The organism is Sphingobacterium wenxiniae, assembly GCF_900116225.1.
Taxonomy (GTDB): domain Bacteria; phylum Bacteroidota; class Bacteroidia; order Sphingobacteriales; family Sphingobacteriaceae; genus Sphingobacterium; species Sphingobacterium wenxiniae.
In genome coordinates, this window is sequence record NZ_FOZZ01000010.1 from 94,533 (window position 1) to 118,718 (window position 24,186).

The 24,186-nt window shown below is 38.3% G+C and carries 25 protein-coding genes; 24 read left to right on the forward strand and 1 reads right to left on the reverse strand.

Going from position 1 to position 24,186, the window contains the following annotated elements; translation table 11 throughout:
- Positions 1-78: 78 nt before the first annotated feature.
- The 14 genes from BM375_RS13285 to BM375_RS13355 all read left to right on the forward strand — a co-directional run bounded on the left by BM375_RS13285 (position 79) and on the right by BM375_RS13355 (position 12,130).
- Complete coding sequence (locus tag BM375_RS13285; protein WP_093366753.1) at positions 79-405, forward strand: cupin domain-containing protein; 327 nt, start codon at positions 79-81, stop codon at positions 403-405.
- A 91-nt stretch (positions 406-496) separates the two neighbouring features.
- A complete protein-coding gene (locus BM375_RS13290) occupies positions 497-1,753 on the forward strand; it encodes a TolC family protein (RefSeq protein ID WP_093366754.1) in 1,257 nt (418 codons plus the stop codon).
- Positions 1,754-1,774: 21 nt separating this feature from the next.
- Positions 1,775-2,659, forward strand: a complete 885-nt coding sequence (locus tag BM375_RS13295; RefSeq protein ID WP_093366756.1) for an HlyD family secretion protein — start codon at positions 1,775-1,777, stop codon at positions 2,657-2,659.
- 3 nt (positions 2,660-2,662) lie between these two features.
- Entirely contained in the window at positions 2,663-3,568 is a 906-nt protein-coding gene (locus BM375_RS13300) for an ABC transporter ATP-binding protein (protein WP_093366757.1), read from the forward strand.
- Positions 3,565-4,299 (forward strand): ABC transporter ATP-binding protein, encoded by a 735-nt coding sequence (locus tag BM375_RS13305; RefSeq protein WP_093366759.1) that lies wholly within the window; start codon positions 3,565-3,567, stop codon positions 4,297-4,299. Before BM375_RS13300 ends, BM375_RS13305 begins: the two co-directional genes overlap by 4 nt.
- A 15-nt stretch (positions 4,300-4,314) precedes the next feature.
- Positions 4,315-5,421 (forward strand): ABC transporter permease, encoded by a 1,107-nt coding sequence (locus BM375_RS13310; protein ID WP_093366760.1) that lies wholly within the window; start codon positions 4,315-4,317, stop codon positions 5,419-5,421.
- On the forward strand, positions 5,421-6,542 hold the full coding sequence (locus BM375_RS13315) for an ABC transporter permease (protein WP_093366761.1): 1,122 nt from the start codon (positions 5,421-5,423) through the stop codon (positions 6,540-6,542). Before BM375_RS13310 ends, BM375_RS13315 begins: the two co-directional genes overlap by 1 nt.
- Positions 6,543-6,558: 16 nt before the next feature.
- The gene (locus tag BM375_RS13320) at positions 6,559-7,017 is read left to right on the forward strand and encodes a DUF2141 domain-containing protein (protein ID WP_093366763.1); all 459 of its coding nucleotides are present in this window, start codon (positions 6,559-6,561) and stop codon (positions 7,015-7,017) included.
- 459 nt (positions 7,018-7,476) lie between these two features.
- On the forward strand, positions 7,477-8,739 hold the full coding sequence (locus BM375_RS13330) for an NAD(P)/FAD-dependent oxidoreductase (protein ID WP_093366764.1): 1,263 nt from the start codon (positions 7,477-7,479) through the stop codon (positions 8,737-8,739).
- Between the two features lie 80 nt (positions 8,740-8,819).
- Positions 8,820-9,377, forward strand: coding sequence for a YeeE/YedE family protein (locus tag BM375_RS13335; RefSeq protein ID WP_093366766.1), 558 nt, complete (start codon positions 8,820-8,822; stop codon positions 9,375-9,377).
- 5 nt (positions 9,378-9,382) lie between these two features.
- Positions 9,383-10,738: a hypothetical protein gene (locus BM375_RS13340; protein WP_093366767.1), complete on the forward strand. Its 1,356-nt coding sequence runs from the start codon at positions 9,383-9,385 to the stop codon at positions 10,736-10,738.
- A 5-nt stretch (positions 10,739-10,743) separates the two neighbouring features.
- Positions 10,744-11,157, forward strand: a complete 414-nt coding sequence (locus BM375_RS13345; RefSeq protein WP_093366769.1) for a YeeE/YedE family protein — start codon at positions 10,744-10,746, stop codon at positions 11,155-11,157.
- Positions 11,158-11,169: 12 nt separating this feature from the next.
- A complete protein-coding gene (locus tag BM375_RS13350) occupies positions 11,170-11,799 on the forward strand; it encodes a Crp/Fnr family transcriptional regulator (RefSeq protein WP_093366771.1) in 630 nt (209 codons plus the stop codon).
- A gap of 4 nt (positions 11,800-11,803) precedes the next feature.
- Positions 11,804-12,130 (forward strand): DUF202 domain-containing protein, encoded by a 327-nt coding sequence (locus BM375_RS13355; protein WP_093366772.1) that lies wholly within the window; start codon positions 11,804-11,806, stop codon positions 12,128-12,130.
- A 53-nt stretch (positions 12,131-12,183) separates the two neighbouring features.
- Here BM375_RS13355 and BM375_RS13360 read toward each other — a convergent pair whose 3' ends face one another.
- Entirely contained in the window at positions 12,184-12,945 is a 762-nt protein-coding gene (locus BM375_RS13360) for an SDR family NAD(P)-dependent oxidoreductase (RefSeq protein ID WP_093366774.1), read from the reverse strand.
- Between the two features lie 260 nt (positions 12,946-13,205).
- Here BM375_RS13360 and BM375_RS13365 point away from each other — a divergent pair, with 260 nt between their 5' ends.
- The 10 genes from BM375_RS13365 (at position 13,206) to BM375_RS13410 (ending at position 24,185) form a co-directional block, all read left to right on the forward strand.
- Positions 13,206-13,550, forward strand: coding sequence for a hypothetical protein (locus tag BM375_RS13365; RefSeq protein WP_093366775.1), 345 nt, complete (start codon positions 13,206-13,208; stop codon positions 13,548-13,550).
- A gap of 60 nt (positions 13,551-13,610) precedes the next feature.
- The gene (locus tag BM375_RS13370; protein ID WP_093366776.1) at positions 13,611-15,671 is read left to right on the forward strand and encodes a TonB-dependent receptor domain-containing protein; all 2,061 of its coding nucleotides are present in this window, start codon (positions 13,611-13,613) and stop codon (positions 15,669-15,671) included.
- Between the two features lie 3 nt (positions 15,672-15,674).
- Positions 15,675-16,979 (forward strand): APC family permease, encoded by a 1,305-nt coding sequence (locus BM375_RS13375; protein WP_093366778.1) that lies wholly within the window; start codon positions 15,675-15,677, stop codon positions 16,977-16,979.
- 11 nt (positions 16,980-16,990) lie between these two features.
- Positions 16,991-17,683, forward strand: coding sequence for a methyltransferase domain-containing protein (locus tag BM375_RS13380; protein ID WP_093366779.1), 693 nt, complete (start codon positions 16,991-16,993; stop codon positions 17,681-17,683).
- A gap of 78 nt (positions 17,684-17,761) precedes the next feature.
- Positions 17,762-18,307, forward strand: coding sequence for a DinB family protein (locus tag BM375_RS13385; protein ID WP_093366781.1), 546 nt, complete (start codon positions 17,762-17,764; stop codon positions 18,305-18,307).
- A complete protein-coding gene (locus BM375_RS13390; RefSeq protein ID WP_093366782.1) occupies positions 18,307-18,672 on the forward strand; it encodes a carboxymuconolactone decarboxylase family protein in 366 nt (121 codons plus the stop codon). Before BM375_RS13385 ends, BM375_RS13390 begins: the two co-directional genes overlap by 1 nt.
- Positions 18,673-18,858: 186 nt before the next feature.
- Entirely contained in the window at positions 18,859-20,325 is a 1,467-nt protein-coding gene (locus tag BM375_RS13395; protein ID WP_093366784.1) for an MBL fold metallo-hydrolase, read from the forward strand.
- 140 nt (positions 20,326-20,465) lie between these two features.
- Entirely contained in the window at positions 20,466-21,269 is an 804-nt protein-coding gene (locus BM375_RS13400) for a sulfite exporter TauE/SafE family protein (RefSeq protein WP_093366785.1), read from the forward strand.
- Positions 21,270-21,360: 91 nt separating this feature from the next.
- Complete coding sequence (locus tag BM375_RS13405) at positions 21,361-22,779, forward strand: MBL fold metallo-hydrolase (protein WP_093366786.1); 1,419 nt, start codon at positions 21,361-21,363, stop codon at positions 22,777-22,779.
- Between the two features lie 26 nt (positions 22,780-22,805).
- Positions 22,806-24,185: an MBL fold metallo-hydrolase gene (locus BM375_RS13410; protein ID WP_093366788.1), complete on the forward strand. Its 1,380-nt coding sequence runs from the start codon at positions 22,806-22,808 to the stop codon at positions 24,183-24,185.
- Position 24,186 lies beyond the last annotated feature (1 nt).

The window sequence follows — 24,186 nt, forward strand, 5'->3', positions numbered from 1 at the left end:
ATAATAGTGCTCAATTAAAAAATAGTATTACCTTTGTAAGTGAATACTAACTAATATTTTTTAAAAACGTAAAATAGTATGGCAGCATTTGAAAAAGAAACTAAATTCTCTTTAGAAGAGGCGATTGAATACACGGACGGTGGCGTGATCAGCAAACAGGTTACAAAAAGCAAAGCAGGAAATCTAACGCTTTTCTCGTTTGATAAAGAGCAAGGACTTTCGGAGCATAAAACCGCTTTTGATGCCATTGTGCAAATTTTGGACGGTGAAGCAGAAATAACCATCAATGGAAAATCCTTTCATTTGAGAAAAGGACAGTCTATCATTATGCCCGCAAACATTCCGCATTCCCTGAAAGCCATCGAACGCTTTAAAATGCTGTTGACGATGATCAAACAGGAATAATTCAGTCAAGTTCAATAAAACAAAAAAATTTACCCAATGATGTTAGTGAATACTCGCAAATTATTCGGTAAGCCCATTTAAAAAACTGCAAATGAAAAGAATAATAGCATTAAACGTTTTGTTCCTCCCTGCCGTTCTTTTTGCCCAACAGCAATTGAGTTTGGAAGAAAGTTATAATTACGCTTTGAAGAACAATCCACTCCGAAATCAAGCAGATTGGCTAAAAGAAAAATCGGACGCTGAAATCAGTATTTTGGAGAAGGGAAAGCTCCCAAAATTGGACGTAAACGCACAGGCCACCTACCAGTCTGATGTGGTTCATTTTCCCGGTTCGCTCCCCAACATGTCCATTGTACCGCCCAATAAAGACCAGTACAGAGCTACGGTTGACGTATCCCAACTTATCTATAAAGGCGGTGCTATCCAAGCACAAACGAAACTAAAAGAAGCTGAATTACAAACCCTGCAACAGCAGGTTGAGGTGGGATTGTATGGATTGAAATATCAGGTAAACCAGTATTATTTCAATGTGTTGCTCAAACAAGAGCAGGCTAAATTATTGGAGCTGAAAAAGCAACAACTTCAGGAACGCTTGAACGAAGTCAAAGCTGCCGTGAAATATGGTGCGGCGTTAACGTCATCCGAGAAAATATTGGAAGCCGAGTTGCTCAAGCTGTCTCAAGAGCAAACCCAAGTGGATGCCGACCGAAAAAAGGCATTGGAACAGCTTTCACAATTGCTCCATCTGGATGTAACCAAAGATTTAGTGCTGGAAAATCCTAACCTGACCGTTTATAAAAACGAAGAAAACCTCCGCCCGGAATTGAAATTGTTCGCCTTGCAAGAAAATCAATTGACCGTTTCCGAAGCTGCCATCGCCAAGGAGGTCTTCCCAATCGTTTCTGGTTTTGCACAGGCTGGCTACGGAAATCCCGGGCTGAATATGCTGGACAATTCGTTTCAGGATTTCTACATCGTCGGCATCAGGCTTAATTGGAACATCTTTGACTGGGGACAAAACAAACAGAAAAAAAACATCATTCGCTATAACAAAGAGATCGTTTCCACCGAGCGGGAAAATTTCCTGCTTCAAACCGTTATCAATGAGCAGGCGGCTTATAATGACATTATAAAGTACGAAGGTCTGTTACAAAAAGACGATGAAATCATCAACCTCCGTGAGGAAGTGTTAACCTCAGTAACGTCACAACTAAAGAACGGAACCATTCGCTCATCGGAATACATCATCGAACTCAACAACCTCTTTGAAGCCAAGATAGACAAACAATTGCACGAAATTCAGTTGAGCCTGTCCAAAGCAAACTATAACGTAATCGTCGGGAAATAATTAACGCAAACAATTAAAAAAATGAAACAATATCAATTCATAATCGGACTTCTGTTGATAGGATCTTTATACTCCTGTTCGCAGGAAGAAAAAGCAGACGGCTACGGGAATTTTGAAGCCACGCAAATAACGGTTTCGGCAGAAGCCAACGGCAAACTGAATTTTCTGAACGTTGAAGAGGGTCAGGAACTCAACGAAGCCGAGCAGGTAGGCCTGGTCGATACCTTGCAATTACATTTGACCAAAATGGAATTATTGGCTTCGCAAGCGACCATCAAATCCAGATCGGGAGTGATTTGGTCGCAAATGGATGTATTGCAGGAGGAACTGAAAAATGCGAAAATCGAACAAAATCGAATACACAATTTATTTGCCGAAAATGCGGCAACACAACAACAAGTGGATCAGGCAGACAGTCGTGTCCGGGTGTTAAATCGCCAAATCAGCAGTGCCGAAAGCCAGAATGCCCCGATTGTGAATGAAGTCAAAGCGATGGATGCAAAAATCGTATCGCTGAATGAACAGCTTACCAAAAGCAAAATCACGAATCCCATAAAAGGCACGGTTTTGACCAAATATGCCGAATCGGGAGAGATTGTGGCTTTCGGGAAACCCTTGTACAAAATTGCTGATTTAAGCCTGATGGAACTTCGGGTGTATGTATCGCAAACGCAAATTCCGGAACTAAGCATCGGCAAGGAAGTCCAAATAAAAATAGATGCGAAAGACGGAATGAAAACCTATCCCGGAACAGTAAGCTGGATTGCCTCGGAAGCGGAATTTACACCTAAAATCATCCAAACCAAAGAAGAACGGGTGAATTTGGTCTATGCTGTAAAGATTGCCGTAAAGAATGATGGCAGTTTAAAAATTGGAATGCCGGCAGAAATGTGGCTAACACAATAACGAATGGGAATTTTAGTAGAAAATATCAGTAAATCTTATAAAAACGTAGCGGCTGTCAAGGACATTTCCTTTGAAGTGAAACCCGGCGAACTCTATGGCTTAATCGGTCCGGACGGAGCGGGAAAAACAACGCTTTTTAGAATTCTGACCACCTTGTTAGTAGCTGATAAAGGACAAGCAAAAGTGGCAGGTTATGACGTAGTACAGGACTATAAGAACATCCGGCACTCGGTGGGTTATATGCCCGGCAGGTTTTCGCTGTATCAGGATCTGACCATTGAAGAAAACCTGAACTTTTTTGCCACCATTTTCGGAACAAGCATTGAGGAAAACTACGATTTGATAAAGGATGTTTACGAGCAGATAGAACCGTTTAAAAATCGCAGGGCAGGTAAATTATCGGGAGGGATGAAACAGAAACTGGCACTTTCCTGTGCCCTTATCCACAAGCCCAAAGTGCTTTTTTTAGACGAACCCACTACGGGTGTGGATCCGGTTTCGCGAAAAGAATTTTGGGAAATGCTGAAACGCCTGCAACAAAAAGACATTACCATTCTGGTCTCCACACCGTATATGGACGAAGCCGCACTTTGCGACCGTATTGCATTAATTCAGGAAGGCAAAATACTGGAAATTGACAGTCCGGAAGCTATCGTGAAAAAATTCCCGAAAAAGATTTACGATATCTATGCATCCAATATGTATGGATTGTTGACGGCATTAAAGGATTTTGAACACGCCCACAGTGTTTTTCCATTTGGCGAATTTGTGCATTATACCGATAAACGGGAAGGTTTTGACAGCAATGAACTTAAAATATATTTGGAAAACAAAAACCTGCAAGACGTGAGCATCAGCTTAACAGAACCCGACATTGAAGATGTCTTTATGGAATTATCAAGAAAATGAAAGAAGAAAACGTAATCATATCCAAAGGATTAACTAAGCGGTTTGGCGGTTTTACCGCTGTGGATGCCATTACTTTCGAAGTGAAAAAGGGAGAGATATTTGGTTTTTTGGGTGCTAATGGTGCAGGAAAAACGACGGCAATGAAAATGCTAATCGGCATCTCCAACCCAACAGGTGGCGAAGCAATGGTAGCAGGATTTGATGTGCATACCCAGCAGGATGCCATCAAAAAGAATATTGGCTATATGAGCCAGAAATTCGCCTTGTACGATGACTTGACCGTGGCTGAAAACATTACTTTTTATGGTGGAATTTATGGGCTTTCCCGAAAACAAATACGGGAGAAACGCACCAAGCTGATTGAAACACTCGGATTGGGCGAAATTGCCCATCAATTGGTTGGCTCATTGCCGCTGGGTTGGAAACAGAAACTTGCCTTTTCGGTAGCAATGTTGCACGATCCGCAAATCGTTTTTCTGGATGAACCCACCGGAGGCGTTGACCCGATTACACGCAGGCAATTTTGGGAAATGATTTATAAAGCAGCCGATGAAGGCACTACCATTTTTGTCACCACACATTATATGGACGAAGCGGAATATTGCCATCGGGTTTCCATTATGGTAGCCGGAAAGATCGAAGCCTTAGACACGCCAAAAAAATTGAAAGAACAGTTTGAAGTGAGTTCAATGAACGATGTGTTTTTACGTTTAGCAAGAAATATTGAATAAATAAAGTAGTTGAATATGAAGCGATTTTTGGGATTTGTCCGAAAGGAATTTTACCATATTTTCAGGGATAAACGCTCGTTGTTTATCTTATTTGGGATGCCCGTTGCCCAGATTTTGCTATTCGGATTTGCCATTACCAATGAAATCAACAATGTGGACATTGCCGTTTTGAACCAATCCAAAGATGTGAATACCCAGGAAATCACCCAAAAGATTGATGCGTCAAAGTACTTCACGATAAAACGCTTTTTGACCAGTGAAAAAGAAATTGAAGAAGCATTTAAAAAAGGTGATATTAAAGCCGTTATCAACTTTGAAAAGGATTTCAGTGAGCATTTAATAAAAGAAGGACAAGGCAGTATTCAAATCCTGACCGATGCCACCGACCCCAATACTGCCAGTGCTATTACCAATTATATCAGTTCGATTATACAGAGCTACCAGCAGCAACAAAACCAAGGTGTTCAGATGGATTACCAAATTCATCCCGAAGTGCGAATGGTTTACAATCCCGAATTAAAAAGTGTTTTTATGTTCGTTCCGGGCGTAATGACCATTATCCTGATGTTGGTTTCTGCCATGATGACTTCCATTTCGATAACCCGTGAGAAGGAATTAGGCACAATGGAAATTCTATTGGTCTCCCCTCTAAGTTCCTTTCAGGTTATCGTGGGCAAAGTGGTGCCGTATATTTTCCTTTCAATGATCAACGCTGCGATTATCATCTTTTTAGGAATTACGGTGTTCAAAATGCCCATAGCAGGAAATTTGATTTTATTGGGACTGGAAAGCGTGTTGTTCATCATTACTTCACTGGCTTTGGGTATTTTAATTTCCACGATGGTCAAATCCCAGCAAACGGCGATGATGATTTCACTAATGGGGTTAATGCTTCCGGTGATTTTGTTGTCCGGATTTATATTCCCTATTTCGAGTATGCCGGCACCCTTGCAAGTTATCAGCAATATCGTGCCAGCCAAATGGTTTATCACGATTGCCAAGGGAATTATGCTCAAAGGTATTGGTTTGAGTTATTTGTGGAAAGAAACGCTAATTCTAATTGGCATGACGGTCTTTTTCATTGCGTTAAGTATCAAAAAATATAAAATTCGATTGGAATAATGAAGGTTATCGGCTATATCATACAGAAAGAATTTAAGCAAATATTCCGCAATAAGGGAATGTTGCCCATCATCTTTGTTTTGCCACTGCTTCAGTTGCTCATTTTATCCAATGCAGCTACCTATGAGGTAAAAAACATATTATTTGCTTATATCGATGATGACCGGAGTGCTTCTTCACGTGAATTAGTAGAAAAATTTAAAGCTTCGGAATATTTTGATGTAAAAGCGTCCTACGCCAATTATGAACAAGCGAGTGAAGCGATGCTAAAAGGGGAAGTGAGTGTGCTGCTACATATCCCACAAGATTTCGAACGGAATTTTGTCCGATATAAAAAGAACAATTTAAGCATCATAATCGATGCCATAGACGGAGCGGCTGCGGGTGTGGAAAGTGGCTATATCAATCAAATCATACAAGGTTTCAATAAAAAAATAAGGTTAGAGCTTTTGTCTTTTTCCAACGGAAACAGTAAACCTGTTCGCATTGAAACTATTCCTTCGTTTTGGTACAATACGACCTTGGATTATAAAACGTTTATGGTTCCAGGTATTTTGGTTTTGTTGGTTACGATGATTACGCTGTTCCTTTCGGGGATGAATATCGTTCGTGAAAAGGAAATCGGCACACTTGAGCAAATCAATGTAACACCCATCCGAAAAGGAGAATTTATCATCGGTAAACTCTTTCCTTTCTGGGTGATTGGAATGGGCTTGCTGACCATCGGGCTAATTTTGGCAAAACTCATTTTCAATACCCCGATGCTGGGCAGTAACGGGGTGCTCTATTTCTATACCGCCATTTATTTATTGGTTATTTTAGGCATGGGCTTGCTGATATCCAATTATACCGATACCCAGCAACAGGCGATGTTTATTGCTTGGTTTTTTGTGGTCATTTTTATTTTGATGAGCGGCTTGTTTACCCCAATCGAAAGTATGCCCAAGTGGGCACAATGGTTTACCGAGCTCAATCCGATTAAATATTTTGTGGAGGTCGTGCGAATGGTGATGCTGAAAGGTGCCGGCTTTACAGATATATTACCCCAGCTCATAAAAACCCTGGCATATGCGTTTGTGTTGAATGTTTTAGCCGTTTGGAGCTATAAAAAAGTGAGTTGATTCTTAATTTATGACTATGAGCAAATTAATAAAATATGGTACATTGTTTTCTTCCTTATGGCTTGCCTTTGTCTTGTTTTCATCATTTAAAGAATTACAAAATTCCTATTCGTTAACCGTAAACGTTGAAAACCTACGCAACTCTAAAGGGGTCGTTCAATATATTATCTATGATTCTGAAGTGAATTTTCCCGATCAGGATTTAAAGAGCTTTTACAAAAAAGGAAAGGCGGAAATCGTTGACAACCGCTCTACATTTACCTTTAAAAATTTACCTAAGGGAGAATATGCGGTACATATTTTACACGATGAAAACAAAAATGGAAAAACAGATATAGGTTTCATTAAACCCAAAGAAGGGATTGGTTTCTCTAATTATCAGTCAATAGGTTTAAACAATCGGCCAAAGTTTGAAAAAGCAAAGTTTGCAGTATCGAAAAACGATACCGTCTCTATAAAAACAATATACTTATGAAGCTTCTCTTTTGTTAATGAAAACGGAATTGATAATATGAAGCAGGAAATCGAAAGCAATTACAAGCGTATAAAACCCGATATTGTGCATATTGTTGAAAGCGAAATGGAGCGTATCAAGAATGACCCGAACTTACAGCATTTGATACAATAAAAGAAAATTGTCGTTTGAGAAAGTTATTTCAATTGTGGAATTTCACAACCGCGTAAATACGCTATTTCATGTATAGTATTTCAAAAAACACGTTTAATGTTTTAAACTAAATTTCGAATATAAATCCGTCTTCTGTTCTTACTCCTTTTATCGAGGAAGGTATACACTTTGATTAGACTTTATTTAAGGTAAAAAAAACAAATAAATCAGGGAACCAAAGCTAAAAAACTTGGTTAAGTAACATTTGTTACTGACATTCTTTTATTCAGTATATACTTTTACGCATAAACATAAATAGTATAGGGTATGAAAGCACATTATCAAATAGTCATAATTGGAGCTGGTACAGCCGGTATTATGACAGCAGCTCAGCTTTTAAAAAAGGATAAGTCACTTGACATTGTCATCATTGATCCGGCAGAGATGCATTATTATCAACCGGCCTGGACATTAGTTGGAGCCGGAACTTATGATTTCGACAAAACGGCAAAACCTATTAGAGATTTAATTCCGCGAGGTGTAGAATGGATTCGGGATTCTGTGACCGAATTCTTTCCCGAGCAAGCCAAAATAAAAACACAGAAAGGACAGGTAATTAGTTATAGCTATCTCATTGTTGCTCCCGGATTAGTAAATGACCTTTCCCTGATAGAAGGATTGGAAGAAGCCGTAAAAAAAGGCGTTGTATGCAGTAACTACATAGATCCGAAATATACCTGGGAATGCTTAAAGAATTTCAAAGGTGGAAATGCGGTTTTTACCCAACCCACAACCCCTATCAAATGTGGTGGAGCTCCGCAGAAAATTATGTATCTGGCGGCCGACTACTTTCGCCGAAATGGATTAGACAAAAAATCAAATGTAGTGTTTGCAACTCCCGGTACTGTCATCTTTGGGCTGAAGCGGATTGCGGATACATTGATGAAAGTCATCCATCGATACAATGTACATTTTAAGCCATTTTATGCTCCCGTTAAAATAGATGCAGACAAAAAAATAGTTTATTTCAAAAGCGTTGCTCCTGATGAAAATAATTTCGTAGTGAAAGAAGGTAATGTTTTGGGAGAAAAGCAACAAGGTGATTCATTGATTGAAATGCCTTTTGATTTGTTGCACTTAGCTCCGCCTCAAACAGCTCCAAAGTTTGTAAAAGAATCTGTATTGGTGAATGAAGCAGGTTGGTTAGATGTGGATATCAATAGTCTTCAACACAAAAAATATCCGAATATTTTCGGGATTGGAGACGTAGCCGCATTGCCTACCGCAAAAACCGGAGCAGCCATACGCAAACAAGCTCCTGTAGTGGTTGATAATATTCTCAAACTCATCAAAGGAAAAACTGCTGACAATAAATCTTACCAAGGATATTCGTCTTGTCCCTTAGTAACCGGATACGGAAAAATGGTATTGGCAGAATTTAACTACAAAAACGAATTCACGCCCGACCCAAAACTCAAAATGATGCTTATCGGCGACAGTTCCAAAGAACACTGGCGCTTGTGGCTATTAAAAAAATATATGCTCCCTTATTTGTATTGGAATAAAATGATGAAAGGCGAAGATGTTTAGCCCTGTGTAACCTATGTAACAGACTATCTCTTTTTATAAGCCGAAATTTGCAACAATAAAAAAGAATGATACTATAATTTATGGAATGGATTTTAGAACCGTGGCCGTGGTATGTAAGCGGACCACTGATTGCATTGACGATGTTTATCCTGCTTTATGTAGGAAAGAATTTTGGAATGTCGTCCAATTTAAGAACACTGTGCACCATGTGCGGAGCCGACAAAACTTGTGATTTTTTCTGTTTTGACTGGAAAGCACAAAGATGGAATTTATTGGTAATGAGCGGAGCCATCATTGGTGGTTTTGTTGCTTCTAATTATCTTTCAAACAACCAAACACCGGATTTAAACCCAAAAACGATTGAACATTTAAAGGAAATAGGTTTTGAAAGTGCCGGGAAAGCATATGTACCAACAGAGCTTTTTGGACAGGAAGCTTTTTCAGACCCTAAGACATTGGCTATACTATTGATAGGAGGTATATTGGTTGGTTTTGGAGCACGTTACGCAGGTGGTTGTACTTCAGGTCATGCCATATCAGGTATCAGTAATTTACAGTTACCGTCATTGATTGCGACTATTGGATTTTTCATTGGAGGATTAATTATGGTACATCTTATTTTTCCTTTAATTTTTTAATACCAATGAAAAAGCTGGTGGTAATGCTGGTTGTAGCTATACTTTCTCAACCAACAAAGGCACAAGAAAATCACACAAAAGATACCCTTGAAGATAAATCATTGGTTCCCTATCTCAAAGAAGGCGAAATCAGCGGTCATATCCGCAACTATTTTCTGATAACAGAAAACCATCATGGAAATGATTATTATGCCAATGCCATTGGAGGTGTATTAAGCTATGAAACCAAATCATACAAGGGTTTTCAGTTAGGTGTTTCAGGGATATTTACCTACAAGGTGTTTTCATCAGATTTGAATAAACCTTACGATCAGACCAATAAATCATCACGATGGGAGCAGGAACTTTTTGATGTGAATCATAAGGACAATTTTAAAGATCTGGACAGATTGGAGGAACTGTATATCAAATATCATTGGAAAAATTCGTACGTAACCTATGGGAAAATCCCGGTAGAATATACGCCCTTATTGAATAAAAGCGATGGAAGAATGAAGCCTTTTGCCTTCCAGGGAGGTTGGCTGCATCACAAAGATGAAAAATTTCAGGCTGATATAGCTTGGATTCATAGAGTCTCTCCGAGATCGATGACCGAATGGTTTCCAATGGAAGAAGTAATAGGACTTACCGATAACGGCTATTTACCAAACGGAGAAAAAGCAGAATACGAAGAAACAACTCATTCACAAGGATTAGCTATTGTGCATTTAGGAAAAGAATTTAAAAATCTGAAAGCCAATTTCTGGAATTTTCATTTGGATAAATTTATCAATACCTCCTGGTTGCAAATGGAGTATGCAAAAAAGAATTGGGAGCTTGGCATGGTTTATACGTATCAGATACCAGATGCCTACCAAAAGAAACTGGCTTACGAAAACCGATACGTGCAACCGAACGAAAACGGACAGGTTGCCAGTTTTATGCTGAAATATAAAAACGGAGCTTCTCAAATCAAGGCTGCGTATTCGAAATCTTTTGAGTCCGGCAGGTACTTATTCCCGAAAGAATTGGGGCGGGATCAGTTTTATACTTCCATGCCCAGAAGCCGTATTGAAGGATTGGGCGGAGTTAATGTCTTTGCTCTTGGATATCAGTACAATTGGAAACATTTATTTTTGAATATCGATGCCACCACTACCCATGGAGCAGTAACAGATGACTATGAATTAAACAAATACAATATCGATGATTATTACCAGATCAATACACGACTGCATTACGAGTTTACCAATTTTTTAAAAGGACTTCATATCGAGTTATTATATGTCTGGAAACAAAATAAAAACGAGCATAATACACAACTGGTTGCACAAAGAAGCGATTACAACCAATTGAATTTAATAACAAATTTTAATTTTTAAAAGCAATGAAAAATATAGTTTACTTACTGATCGGAACATTTTTCGGAATTGTCATGTACAAATCCGAAGCCGCATCATGGTTTCGCATTTATGAAATGTTCCAGTTTCAATCCATTCACATGTATGGATTGATGGGTACAGCTTTAGCAGTGGGAATAATCATAGTACAGTACATCAAAAGAAACAAAGTAAAAGACGTGAATGGCAATCCCATTGTCATTGCAGACAAGGATAAAAGTATTCCACGCTATTTAATAGGTGGTATTCTTTTTGGTTTAGGCTGGGCATTGGCGGGAGCATGTCCGGGTCCTATGTTTGTAATGACAGGAGCTGGCTATTTCCCGATTTTAGTTGTAATTTTAGGAGCGATATTAGGAACGTGGCTTTACGGTCTGATAAAAGACAAGTTGCCTCATTAAATCAAAATAACTATGGAAGAATTAATCCGTGAAACCTATCGGGGTATATTTGAAAAAGAGCTGATTGACGAAATAATTTCAGTTGCGAAGCTGGTTGAATTTAAGGAAGGCGATGTGTTAATCGATATAGGAAAATACATCAAAACCATGCCTTTGCTGATTAGAGGAGCCATCAAAATCATGCGGGAAGATTTTGATACAGGCGAACTGTTGCTCTATTTTATCGAAAAAGGCGACACTTGCTCCATGACACTTACCTGCTGTATGGGCGACAAAAAAAGTGAAATTCGTGCGGTGGCTGAAAATAATGGTTTGGTAGCCATGATTCCTGTGGGCAAAATGGAAGAATGGTTGGGCAAATATAAAAGCTGGCGTGCTTTCGTATTTCAAAGTTACAACAACCGTTTTAATGAAATGCTTGCTGCCATAGACAATATAGCATTTACCAATATGGATAAGCGACTTTATAATTATTTGTTGGAAAAGAGTAAAATAAACAATTCCAATATTATTACCAAAACCCATCAGGAAATTGCTTACGAACTCAACAGTTCCCGTGTAGTAATTTCACGATTGCTGAAAGCATTGGAAAATGAAGGAAAAATAAAACTAAACCGCAATAACATAGAATTGTTAAACTAACACTATGGAAGAAACCAAAGGCGAACAAATAAATTCACCTTTCAAAAAAGACCTGATACTTAGAGAAGAATTAGCTATCCAACGTACATTTCTTGCCAATCAATCGACATTTCTGTCATTTTTAAGAAGCTCCATGTATTTTTTGGTGGCTGGACTTAGTGTCAACAAGCTTGTTGATGGTAACGAGGTGGTTATTTTTGAATATATCTTGTTCGTAATATCCGGGCTTTTACTCGTTGTGGGCATTATCAACTATTTCCGCAACCACAAAAAAATCAAGCAAAGTAAAATTCATATAGGCGATTATAAGTTTAAATATGAAAATAAGTAAACCTAAAAATGACGGTTAATTTAAACCGTCATTTTAGGTTTCTACTTTGAAAATTAAGCCATCGTCATACCGCCATCGATGACCAATTTCATTCCAGTAATGAATTTACTGTCATCAGATGCGAGGAACAATACACCATTGGCAATGTCTTCATTTGTAGCATATCGCTTCAGAGGAATGGTAGCTTCAAATCCTTTCTTTGCTGCTTCAGCATCCCCTGGTGCATAACCCTCTTCCAAAGAACGCATCATACGGTTATCGACAGGTGACGGATGAATAGAATTTACACGTATATTTCTCGAAGCAGCTTCGTTAGCAACGGTACGGGTAATACCGATTACAGCGTGTTTACTAGTTACATAAGCCGATACGTTTGGCGAACCTACCAGACCGGCAACAGAGGAAGTATTGATGATACTACCTCCATCATTCATTTCCGGCAACACATATTTAACCCCCAACCATACACCTTTTACGTTTACGGCTATCAGTTTATCAAAAACTTCCTCTGGATATTCGGTAATGGGCTTTACCACTCCTTCAATCCCTGCATTGTTGAAAAATACATCTATCTTGCCAAAAGTATCCACCGTATGTTTTACATATTTTTGTACATCAGTGGCTTTTGTAACATCAGCCGCTACATAACTTACGTTAGGACTATTCAATTCAGAAGCAACCTTGCTTAATGCTTCCTCATTTATATCCACCAATACCACTTTTGCTCCTTCATTTAAAAATAACTTTGCTGTTGTTGAACCAATTGCTCCGGAACCTCCGGTAATAACGGCTACTTTGTTTGCTAATTTTGCCATAATATTTACTTTTTAGTTTAATTAAATTCTTGGGTAAAGTTAAATTTAAGGTATATCAAATTCGGTAACAAAAATCACATTTAAATTGATTATTTTTTAGTATTTACCAAATCCAACAACCAATAGAATTATAATCAAAAAGAAGCCAGTTTTGTAACATTAGTTACAATCAATTATAGTCTTAAAAACTACCTTTGAGCTGTTTTTTTTACTCTACAATTTGTTTGAAGAAGTTAGTTTTATACATATTCCTTTTTACTATGGTGCTTAGAACATTCTATGCACAGTTTCATTATGCTTTTTATTTGATAGACAGTGAAACCTACATCGAGCTTTTTTGTGAAAATCAGGACAAACCCGAAATGCACTGTGACGGAAAATGTAGTCTGAGCAAAGCCACAAAAGAAACTTCCGACAAACAAGATAAAATTCCGGAACAAATCACTTCTTTGAGCTTTCCGGGTTTTATTCCTACCGAAAAATTCACCTTAGAGTTTATAACAATCGAAAGATTACAGAAGAAAAAAATCATTGCCCAACAATCTCTATATTCTTTTCTGTATTTGGATAAATGCAAACACCCACCCGAAAATTTGATGGTCTAAATTCAAAATCCCTGATGTATTCATGGGACACATTTCTTATTCATCAAATTTTTAAACAAAATGAAATCAATACTTTGGGTTTCACTTTGTGCAATGCCTTTTATGGCTGCGGCACAAGAGAAACAGCAACAAGACAGCGTAAAAACGACTATCTTAAACGAAATTATTATCAAAGGCTACAGGCTCGAAAATCCTACTTTCAGCAAAGTTTCCAATAACTATGACGAAAAAATAGTACAACCCAAAAATGTAGCCGGACTTTTTAACGATATCAATGGTTTTTCACTAATTAAAAGAGGAAACTATGCAATGGATCCGACTTTTAGGGGGGCTCAATATGAACAATTGAATATCCAATATGATGGTGGTATCAAAGCAATGCACGCCTGTCCCAACCGAATGGACCCGATTACTTCTCACATTGCTCCTGAAGAAATCGAAAAAATCGAAATCATCAAAGGTCCGTATAGCGTTCGTTACGGAGCTACATTTGGTGGCATTGTTAATCTCGTTACCCGTAATCCGTCCAAAGGAAAACACGGTTTGCACGGTTCAATAGCTTCAGGCTATGAAACCAATGGAAATGCGTATGTCGGAATGGCTCAATTGCAATACGTCACTGATAAATTCGACCTCGCCGGAAATTTCGGTTACCGCAATTATGACAACTACAAAGATGGTGATGGAACAGAAATCCCTTCGGCTTTTAAAAGTTCCGATTACGGATTAAAATTCGGTTATAACATCAAAAAGAACCACCGCATACAAGCCGGATGGCGACAGGCTTTCGGTCGGGATGTGCTGCACGCAGGTCTTCCTATGGATACCGAATATGACAATAGCAGCATTGCTTCATTGGATTACAAATGGGAGAATATTGGTAGAAATCTAAAAAGTCTGCAAGTAAAAACCTATTACAGTTATGTAGATCATCTGATGACCAATTACAAACGCTCCACAGCGACAGCAACCGAAGCAGCAGCTGATGTAAATTCTACAACCATCGGAGCAAAAGCAGAATTCGAATGGAAAACGTCCGATAAACTTCATTTTTTTAGCGGAGTGGACTATCTGCACATTGGTAGAGATGGAGACCGAACAAGACTGATAAAGATGCAGAACGGTAAACCATTGCCTAACCCTATTACAAGAATAAATTCTATATGGCAGGATTCGTATATTGACGATATAGGAGCTTATACGGAAGCGAAATGGAACTTTCTGCCCAGCTATATTTTATCCGCAGGATTACGTTACGATATGGTCATTTCAGACATTCGTAAACCGGAAGCTGATTTTGCCGCATTGTATGATTTGGATAAAAGAACAGAGCATAATATAAGCGGAACCATTTCGTTGAAAAAAGCATTTTCAGACCGCCTGTTTTTAGAATTTGCTTATGGTCGTGGTGTGCGTTCTGCCAATATGATCGAGCGATACATCAACCAGTTCAATGTAGGACAGGATAGCTATACTTATACCGGAAATCCTGATTTGAAAGCTGAAATAAATAATCAGTTTGAAATTGGATTAAGCGGTTATGAAAACCTAAGTGGCTTTTTTAATACCATTCGTTTTGAGGGATCTGTATATTATGGCTTTTTGAAAAATTATATTTCGGCAGTGATTGAGCCTGATATTGGAACTGATGCTAAAGTATTTACCAATATCAAAGATGCTTATAAAACGGGTATTGATGTTTCCGCAAAATTAGATTTCGGAAAGTACTATTTCTTAAAAACAGATTTGTCTTATATCTATACCAGAAATAAGAATTTTGATGAATCTTTACCGTTAATTCCTCCCTTCACAGCTCGTATTTCTGCAGGAATAGAAAAAGAAAAATTCTGGGGAAATATTCAGTATAATATTGTTGCAACCCAAAATGAGTTGGCATATTCATTCGGAGAAATCAGAACAGGAGGTTATCAGACTATGGATGTGCGGTTAGGTTATAAACCTGTTGAAAAACTAAGTATCGGAATAGCCGGGCTAAATATTTTTGATAAAACATACCACAACCATTTAAATTTTGCATTCCGAAATCAGGAAGGTTTTGCCAGTATACCGATTAATGAAGCTGGTAGAAATTTTACGGTTTTCGTGCAATATAAATTTTAACGTATGCAGCCAAAATCCAAACATAAAATCACGACGCTAACAGGAATTGCCATTGTTGTTGCCAATATGATAGGCACAGGTGCATTTACCAGTTTAGGGTTTCAACTCAAAGACTTGAATAATCCATCGGTTGTACTTACTCTTTGGGTTTTAGGCGGTATTTTGGCTCTTTCGGGAGCGTTCAGTTATGCTGAAGTAGGAACGGTTATTTCAAAATCAGGAGGAGAATATGCTTTCTTGTCCAAAATTTACAATCCTTTAATCGGTTATCTTTCGGGATGGATTTCGCTTACCGTTGGTTTTGCGGCACCGATTGCTTTAGCTGCGATTGCTTTTTCGGAGTATTTTCCATTTGGGAATTTCAATGTCAAATGGATGAGTATTGCTTTGGTCGCTGTCATCACATTAATCCATACCCGAAGTTTGAAACTGAGTGCCGAATTTCAAAACATCAGTACTTTGCTCAAAGTAATTTTGATTGTAATAATCATCAGTATTGGTTTGGTTTTACCTGAACATTCGGGCAATGAAATCGTTTCTTCAAAAGGATATTTTACCGAATTAACGTCAACAGCTTTTGCCATCGGGTTGATTTATGTAAGCTATTCCTATTCGGGTTGGAATGCGGCAGCTTATATTACCGAAGAATTTGAAAATCCTTTAAAATCTTTACCCAAAGCACTTATTGGAGGAACGGTTTTGGTAACGGTTTTATACACCTTATTGCAATACGTTTTTCTGAAGCACGTTCCGGTTGAGAATTTAGCCGGACAGTTGGACGTAGGCACCATTGCTACAAAGCAAATGTTAGGAGAAAAAGCAGGAAATTTTTTTGGGTTGGCTATTTCATTACTGTTAATCTCAGGCATTAGTGCTATGGTTTGGGTTGGGCCGAGAGTAACATCAAGCATTGCAAAAGAACATCGTCTTTGGTCGTACTTTCAAACACAGGAAAACGGCATTCCCAAAAGAGCCTTGTGGTTGCAGTTTGGCATCAGTGCTTTATTGTTGCTTACCGGAACTTTTGAGCAAATAATGATTTACTGTGGAATTTTGCTCACGGCATCTTCTTTAATGACTGTTTTAGGCGTATTCAAATTGCGAAAACAAAATAACGATCAACAAACACAAGGATTCAAAAGTCCGTTGTTCCCGCTTTTCCAAAGCGTATTTATTCTTTTGTCCGTATGGATGATTACCTACGCGTTTATCAATAATCCGTTTGAAACAATATTGGGAATGAGCAATTTACTCATTGGAACAGGAACTTATTTCTGGAGTAAAAAATTAGAAAAGTCTAATTATTAAATTAATATAAAATGAAAAAACAAATTATTACCGCAATCCTTGCGATTGCCTCAACCAGTACAATTATGGCACAGGAACATCAAAACAAAAAGCATCACGGTCACGGAGACGGAAAACCTGCACACTCTGCAAATGAATATATGCACAAATCTTCTACGGATGATTTGATCAACCGTTTCGAATCCAAAGAACGTGACGAATACCAGCAACCGCACAAGGTGATGCAATACTTAGGCGACATCAATGGAAAAGCCATTATGGACATTGGTGCGGGAACGGGATATTTTTCTGTGAAACTTGCCAAACACGGAGCAAATGTAATTGCAGCCGATGTAAATGATGAGTTTCAGACTTTCCTAAAAAAACGTATTGAAGACAACAAAATCGAGAATATCACTCTTCGCAAAATACCTTTTGACAGTCCTAATTTGAAAGACAATGAAGTGGATATGGTGTTAATCGTAAATACATATCACCATATTGACAATCGAGCCGAGTATTTTGCAAAAGTAAAAAAAGGTTTGAAAAATGACGGAGAATTAGTGGTGATTGATTTCTTTAAAACCGATGTTCCGGTGGGACCTCCAATCAATCACAAAGTTTCGATAGATGAAGTAATAGCCGAACTGAAAAAAGCGGGATATACTTCTTTTGAGGTGAATGTAGATTTATTGCCGTATCAATTTATTATTAAAGCGAAATAATTCAGCCTTCTGTAACAATGGTTACTGTACCTATCTCGGTTTCAAGCTAATTTTACACTAACGAAAATTTTAAGGAAAATGGAAAACAAAGCAACAATTCAGGAATTTAACCGCTTCTTAAATATCCACGAACAACTTTATCTTCAAACGTTGGAATTACTGAAAGATGTTCCTGATGAAGTGTTTAAAAGTACACCAATTGATAGCGAAGTGATGTATCTCGGAACCCGTGTGAATACGATTAATATAGGTGGATTAATCCGTCATTTTGTATTGGCAGAAATTCATTGGTTTCAAGCGATGAAGGAAGGAGAAAACGGACTGGCAATTCCAAAACCAGATAACGCTTCTTTATTGGAAAACATTGCAGACGGACAAGAACTGGTCGAAAAATACAAAGACGTTTTTGCCAAAGGATTTGAAATCCTAAAAAGCTATACCGAAGAAGATTTGAATAAAACCGTTTCCTTTATGGGACGGAAATACACGGTAATGGCATTTCTGTGGATTACGTTTGGGCATCATTCGTATCATTTAGGACAGGTGGATATGCTGATGCGTCAAAACGGAATTTATCCGGCTGAATATATGGAATGGCCCAACACTTCAACCTTAATCGGCTAATGGAAAACATTAGAAAAAAGTACGAAGAACTGCTGGGTTTCGTTCCGGAAAACATCGAAAAAAGGTTAAAATTGGCAGCACTTTCAGACGAAACAGATGCCATAGAAATCATCGAAAAATACCGGGAAAAACTCATTTACAACAATCCGTTGGACAAGAAAACCCAGCAATTGGTACATTTTGCTTTACTGATTGGGGGAATGCACAAAGAACCTGCAAAACTGCACGCTAAAGGAGCCTTAAAAGCCGGAGCTACCGTAAAAGAACTCTTTGGCGTTTGCGAAACGGCAGCCATTACCGGTGGAATGCCGGCATTTAGTTTGGCGGTGGATTGTGTATTTGAAGCGATGGAAAAGTCTGTTTAAAAAAATCTGTTTAAAGGGTATCATAAAAAACGAGGATTTAATGTCCTCGTTTTTTTTATTTATGTAACCTATGTTACTTTCCGCCCAAATGAGAATTGCTAATTTTGATAATTTAAAACTACACTATATCCATGTGAAGTTAGTGTAGATAATTATATAACATTGAAATTTTAAAGCAGTTAATATATGAAATCTATCTTTTTTAAAAGCAGTTTCCTTGGGTTGGTAGCCTTACTCTTCTTATCGAATTCCTCGTTTGCACAAGGTCTTTTTTTTGAACGTATTTATGACGAAACGCTATCACAGGCAAGTTATGTGATTGGCGATGCAGAAACCAAAGAAGTGATTGTTATCGACCCTAAAAGAGACATTGATACCTATTTGCAAATTGCAGAGAAACATAATTTAAAAATTACCAAAATAACCGAAACACATATTCACGCAGACTTTCTCAGTGGTTCGAGAGAACTCGCAGCTGTTACTAAAGCACCCTTGTATTTATCCGATGAAGGCGGAAAAGATTGGCAATACGATTTTCCACATACCGGACTGAAAGATGGCGATAAGATTTCGGTTGGAAGTATTACGATAGAAGTCATTCACACACCTGGACATACTCCTGAAAGCATTACGTTTTTGGTAAAAGACGGAACTTCAAATCCAATAAAAGCCATTACCGGAGATTTTATTTTTGTAGGCGATGTCGGCCGTCCCGATTTATTGGAAAAAGCAGCAGGACAAATTGGTTCGCAGGAAATTGGAGCAAAGCAACTCTATCATTCTATTGAGAAATTTTTGAAATTACCAGATAATACCGAAATATGGCCGGGACACGGAGCAGGTTCTTTCTGTGGAAAAAGTTTGAGCAATATTCCGCAATCTACTTTGCAACAAGAAAAATTGACCAATCCTGCTTTGCAATTTTCGGGAAAAGAAACTGATTTTGTAAACTATATTTTGAACGATCAACCGGCTCCGCCAAAATATTTTGTGATGATGAAACACCTGAACAAAGCAGATCGTCCACTATTGGTTGAAGTGCCAAAACTTACTGAACTCAATCAGAAGGAGATCGATAATGCAATTAAAAATGGGTTAACCGTTATAGATGCCCGTCCAAAATCAGTTTCAGGTAAAGGATTTATTAAGGGAAGTTTTCTGATTGAAAATATGAAAACATTCTCCACATTTGCTGGTTCGATTGTCGATTACCAAAATCAGATTATTCTAGTTGCCGAAGAAAACCAAATCGAAGACCTTACCCGAAAACTGATGCGTATCGGAATGGACAATATTTATGGTTACATTACCAATCCTTCAGATTACAACTTGTCTTTACAAAAAGTAAAAACCATTGATACAGATACTTTTAAATCGTATTTGGAAAACAAAAACATTCAGAAAATTGATGTCCGTACCGAAAACGAATACAAAAGTGGTCATATCAACGGTGTTGAAAATATTGCCTTAAATACACTTGAAAAAAATCTGGATAAAATCAATAAAAAAGAACCTGTCATCATCCATTGCCAAAGTGGTGCACGTGCGGCAATTGCTTATTCCATTCTTATAAAACACGGTTTTGAAAACATTCTGAATTATGCTGGAGGAATTAACGATTGGAAAGAAAAAAACAACGAATTGGTGAAATAATGACTTCCCAATTCATACTTACCCACAAAGGCTATCTTTTATACAGATAGTCTTTTTATTTTCTTTTAGCTCTGTAACAATTGTTACTGCCCGCGTTATTGCAGTCCTCTAATTTTGCCGTATCATTTAATTATTGAATTATGGCAACAGATCTTATAGGCTATTTATTAGCCGTTTTAGTAGGTGTTTCATTAGGACTTATAGGTAGCGGAGGTTCCATACTTACCGTTCCTATTTTAGTGTATGTTATGGGCGTTAATCCCATTTTAGCCACTGCTTATTCCTTATTCGTTGTTGGGGCAACATCCTTGGTAGGTGGTGTTCAGAATGCTCTTCAGAAAAAAGTAGATTTTAAAACCGTATTCATTTTTGGTATTCCATCTATTGTTGCGGTGTATTTAACGCGGGCATATCTGATGCCTTTAATTCCTGATGTGATTTTCAGTGTCGGAGATTTCCAATTCACTAAACCTATCGCCTTGATGGTATTGTTTGCCATCGTGATGATCTTTGCTTCCATATCTATGATTCGTCCTTGTCCGCATTGTAAAGACACAGATGCAGGTGAAATAAAATACAACTATCCTATGATTCTGTTGGAAGGAGCTTTGGTCGGTACACTGACGGGATTAGTCGGTGCAGGTGGCGGATTTCTAATTATTCCGGCATTGGTTTTATTAGCAAAAATGCCGATGAAATTAGCCGTAGGGACTTCCTTATTTGTCATTGCAGCAAAGTCACTTTTAGGATTTACAGGCGATTTACAAGGCAGTGAAACCATAGACTGGACTTTGCTTTCCATTTTTACCGGATTATCCGTTATCGGGATTTTTATTGGAATCTTCCTGTCCAAAAAAATAGAAGGCAATAAACTCAAATCTGCCTTCGGTTGGTTTGTACTGGTTATGGGAATCTATATCCTTATCAAAGAATTATTCTTATAAAAACAGTCTTGTAACTTATGTTACTGTACAGGTTGTAAGCAGGTTGTAGTTTTGTATCATAAATATTTAAACAATTAAAAAATCATAAAAAATGAAAGTAGAACAAATTTATACAGGATGTTTAGCACAAGGTGCTTATTATATCGAAAGTAACGGAGAGGCAGTGGTAATAGATCCGCTTCGTGAAGTACAGCCTTACATCGAAAAAGCGGAAAAAGACGGAGCCAAAATAAAATATGTATTAGAAACGCATTTTCACGCCGATTTTGTAAGCGGACATTTAGATTTGGCTAAGAAAACCGATGCAACCATTGTTTTTGGTCCTACCGCAAAGCCTTCTTTTGAGGCACACGTTGCCGAAGACGGAGAAATTTTAAACGTTGGAAACATAAAAATCAAAGTAATCCATACACCGGGACATACCATGGAAAGTACTTGTTTTCTTTTGATAGATGAAAACGGTAAAGAAACCAGCTTGTTCACAGGCGATACACTATTTATCGGAGATGTAGGTCGTCCTGATTTGGCACAAAAAGTAATTGCCGACTTAACACAGGAAACATTAGCGGCTCATTTATATGATTCATTGCGCAATAAAATCATTCCGTTGGCAGACGATATTATCGTTTATCCGGCACACGGAGCGGGTTCGGCTTGTGGTAAAAACATGAGTAAGGAAACCACCGATACCTTGGGCAATCAAAAGAAAACCAATTATGCGTTGCAACCAATGAGTAAAGAAAAATTCATTGATGAGGTTTTGGATGGTTTGATGCCTCCTCCAGGATATTTTCCTGAAAATGTTTTAATGAACATCAAAGGTTATGAAAGCATTGATGAGGTGTTGCACAAAGGAACACAAGCTTTAAGTCCCGAAGCATTCGAAACGGCTGCCAACGAAACCGATGCACTGTTATTGGATACGCGTGATGCACAAACCTTTGCCAAAGGATTTATTCCAAATTCCATCAACATCGGTATCGACGGCAACTTTGCTCCATGGGCAGGAACATTAATTCCGGATATTAAACAAACCATTTTATTGATTGCCGATGAAGGGCGTGAAGAAGAAATCGTTACCCGATTGGCTCGTGTGGGTTATGACAATACGATCGGCTATCTGAAAGGCGGATTTGAAGCGTGGAAAAATGCAGGCAAAGAAACGGATACTATCGAATCAATTTCGGTAGAAGAACTGGCAAAACGAATGGAAGAAAATCCAGACCTGAATATTCTGGATGTACGCAAAAAGAGCGAGCATTTTTCAGAACACGTGATGGGTTCAGAAAACATAGCACTGGATTATATCAACGAGCATATCACCGAAATAAGCAAAGACAAAACCTATTATGTGCATTGTGCAGGTGGTTACCGTTCTATGATATTCAATTCCATATTAAGAGCCAGAGGCTATGACAATCTGATTGACGTTCAAGGTGGATTTACCGCAATAAAAGAATCCGGAAAATTCAAAGTGAGCGATTACGTTTGCCCAACCACAATGCTTTAATTAATAACTCTTAAAAATTAAAAATTATGTTTTTTCAACACGTATATGATAAAAGTTTGGCTCAGGCGAGTTACTTTATCGGTTGCCAGGCAAAAGGCGAAGCCATCGTAATTGACGCACAGCGTGATATCGATGTATATCTGGAAATTGCGAAGCAAAACAATATGAAAATCACGCATATTACCGAAACACATATCCACGCTGATTTTCTATGTGGTTCACGTGAGTTGGCAGCAGTGACAGGAGCACAAATGTATCTTTCGGACGAAGGTGGAGCTGATTGGCAATATGCTTTTCCACACATAGGACTTAAACACGGCGATAAAATAAATGTAGGCAATCTAACCTTGGAAGTATTGCACACACCGGGTCATACACCGGAAAGCATCAGCTTTTTGTTGACAGACCAGCCGGCTACCGACAAACCGGTGATGGTTTTCACAGGAGATTTCGTTTTCGTAGGCGATATTGGTCGTCCAGATTTATTGGAAAAAGCGGCAGGATTAATTGGCACACAAGAAAAAGGTGCGAAGCAGATGTACGAATCCATTCAACGATTTGCCGAATTGCCCGAATACGTACAAGTTTGGCCGGCACACGGAGCGGGTTCGGCTTGTGGTAAAGCCTTGGGAGCAGTGCCAAGTTCTACAGTTGGTTACGAGAAAATCCGCAACTGGGCATTCCAATATGAAAATGATGAAGCCGGATTTATTAAGTACCTGTTAGAAGGTCAACCGGAACCGCCGAAATATTTTGCAATGATGAAACACTTGAACAAAGTCAATCGTCCGCTATTGGTAGAAGTTCCGAAGCACCCAAAATTATCCAAAGAACAATTTCTAACTGCATACCACAACGGATTGAAAGTGATCGATACTCGAAATAAAACAGATTTTGCTAAAGGATTTATTCCGGGAAGCATTAATATCCAAGGCAATAATTCTTTCTCAACTTGGGCAGGTTGGTTACTGAACTATCAGGAGCAATTTATTTTGGTTGCACATGACAATCAGATGGAAGATTTGACCCGAAAACTAATGAGAATCGGTTTGGATAATATCTATGGATACATTTCTGATGTGAATGATTTGGACTTGGAATTAGAAACTGAAGACATTATCGATATAGAAGAATTCAAATCGTATATCGGAAATCCAAATGTTCAAATCGTCGATGTAAGAGGATTGACAGAATATCAAACCTATCATGTAGAAGGTGCAGATCACGTATTTGTGGGAACATTACCCGACAATCTGGACAAATTCAATAAAGACAAACAAATCGTCATTCATTGCCAAAGCGGCGATAGAGCGACCATTGCTCAATCATTGTTGGCTAAAAACGGTTTCAAAAACGTAAAAAACTATTCTGCCGGAATGAAAGAGTGGATGGAAGTAAATAGTTAAT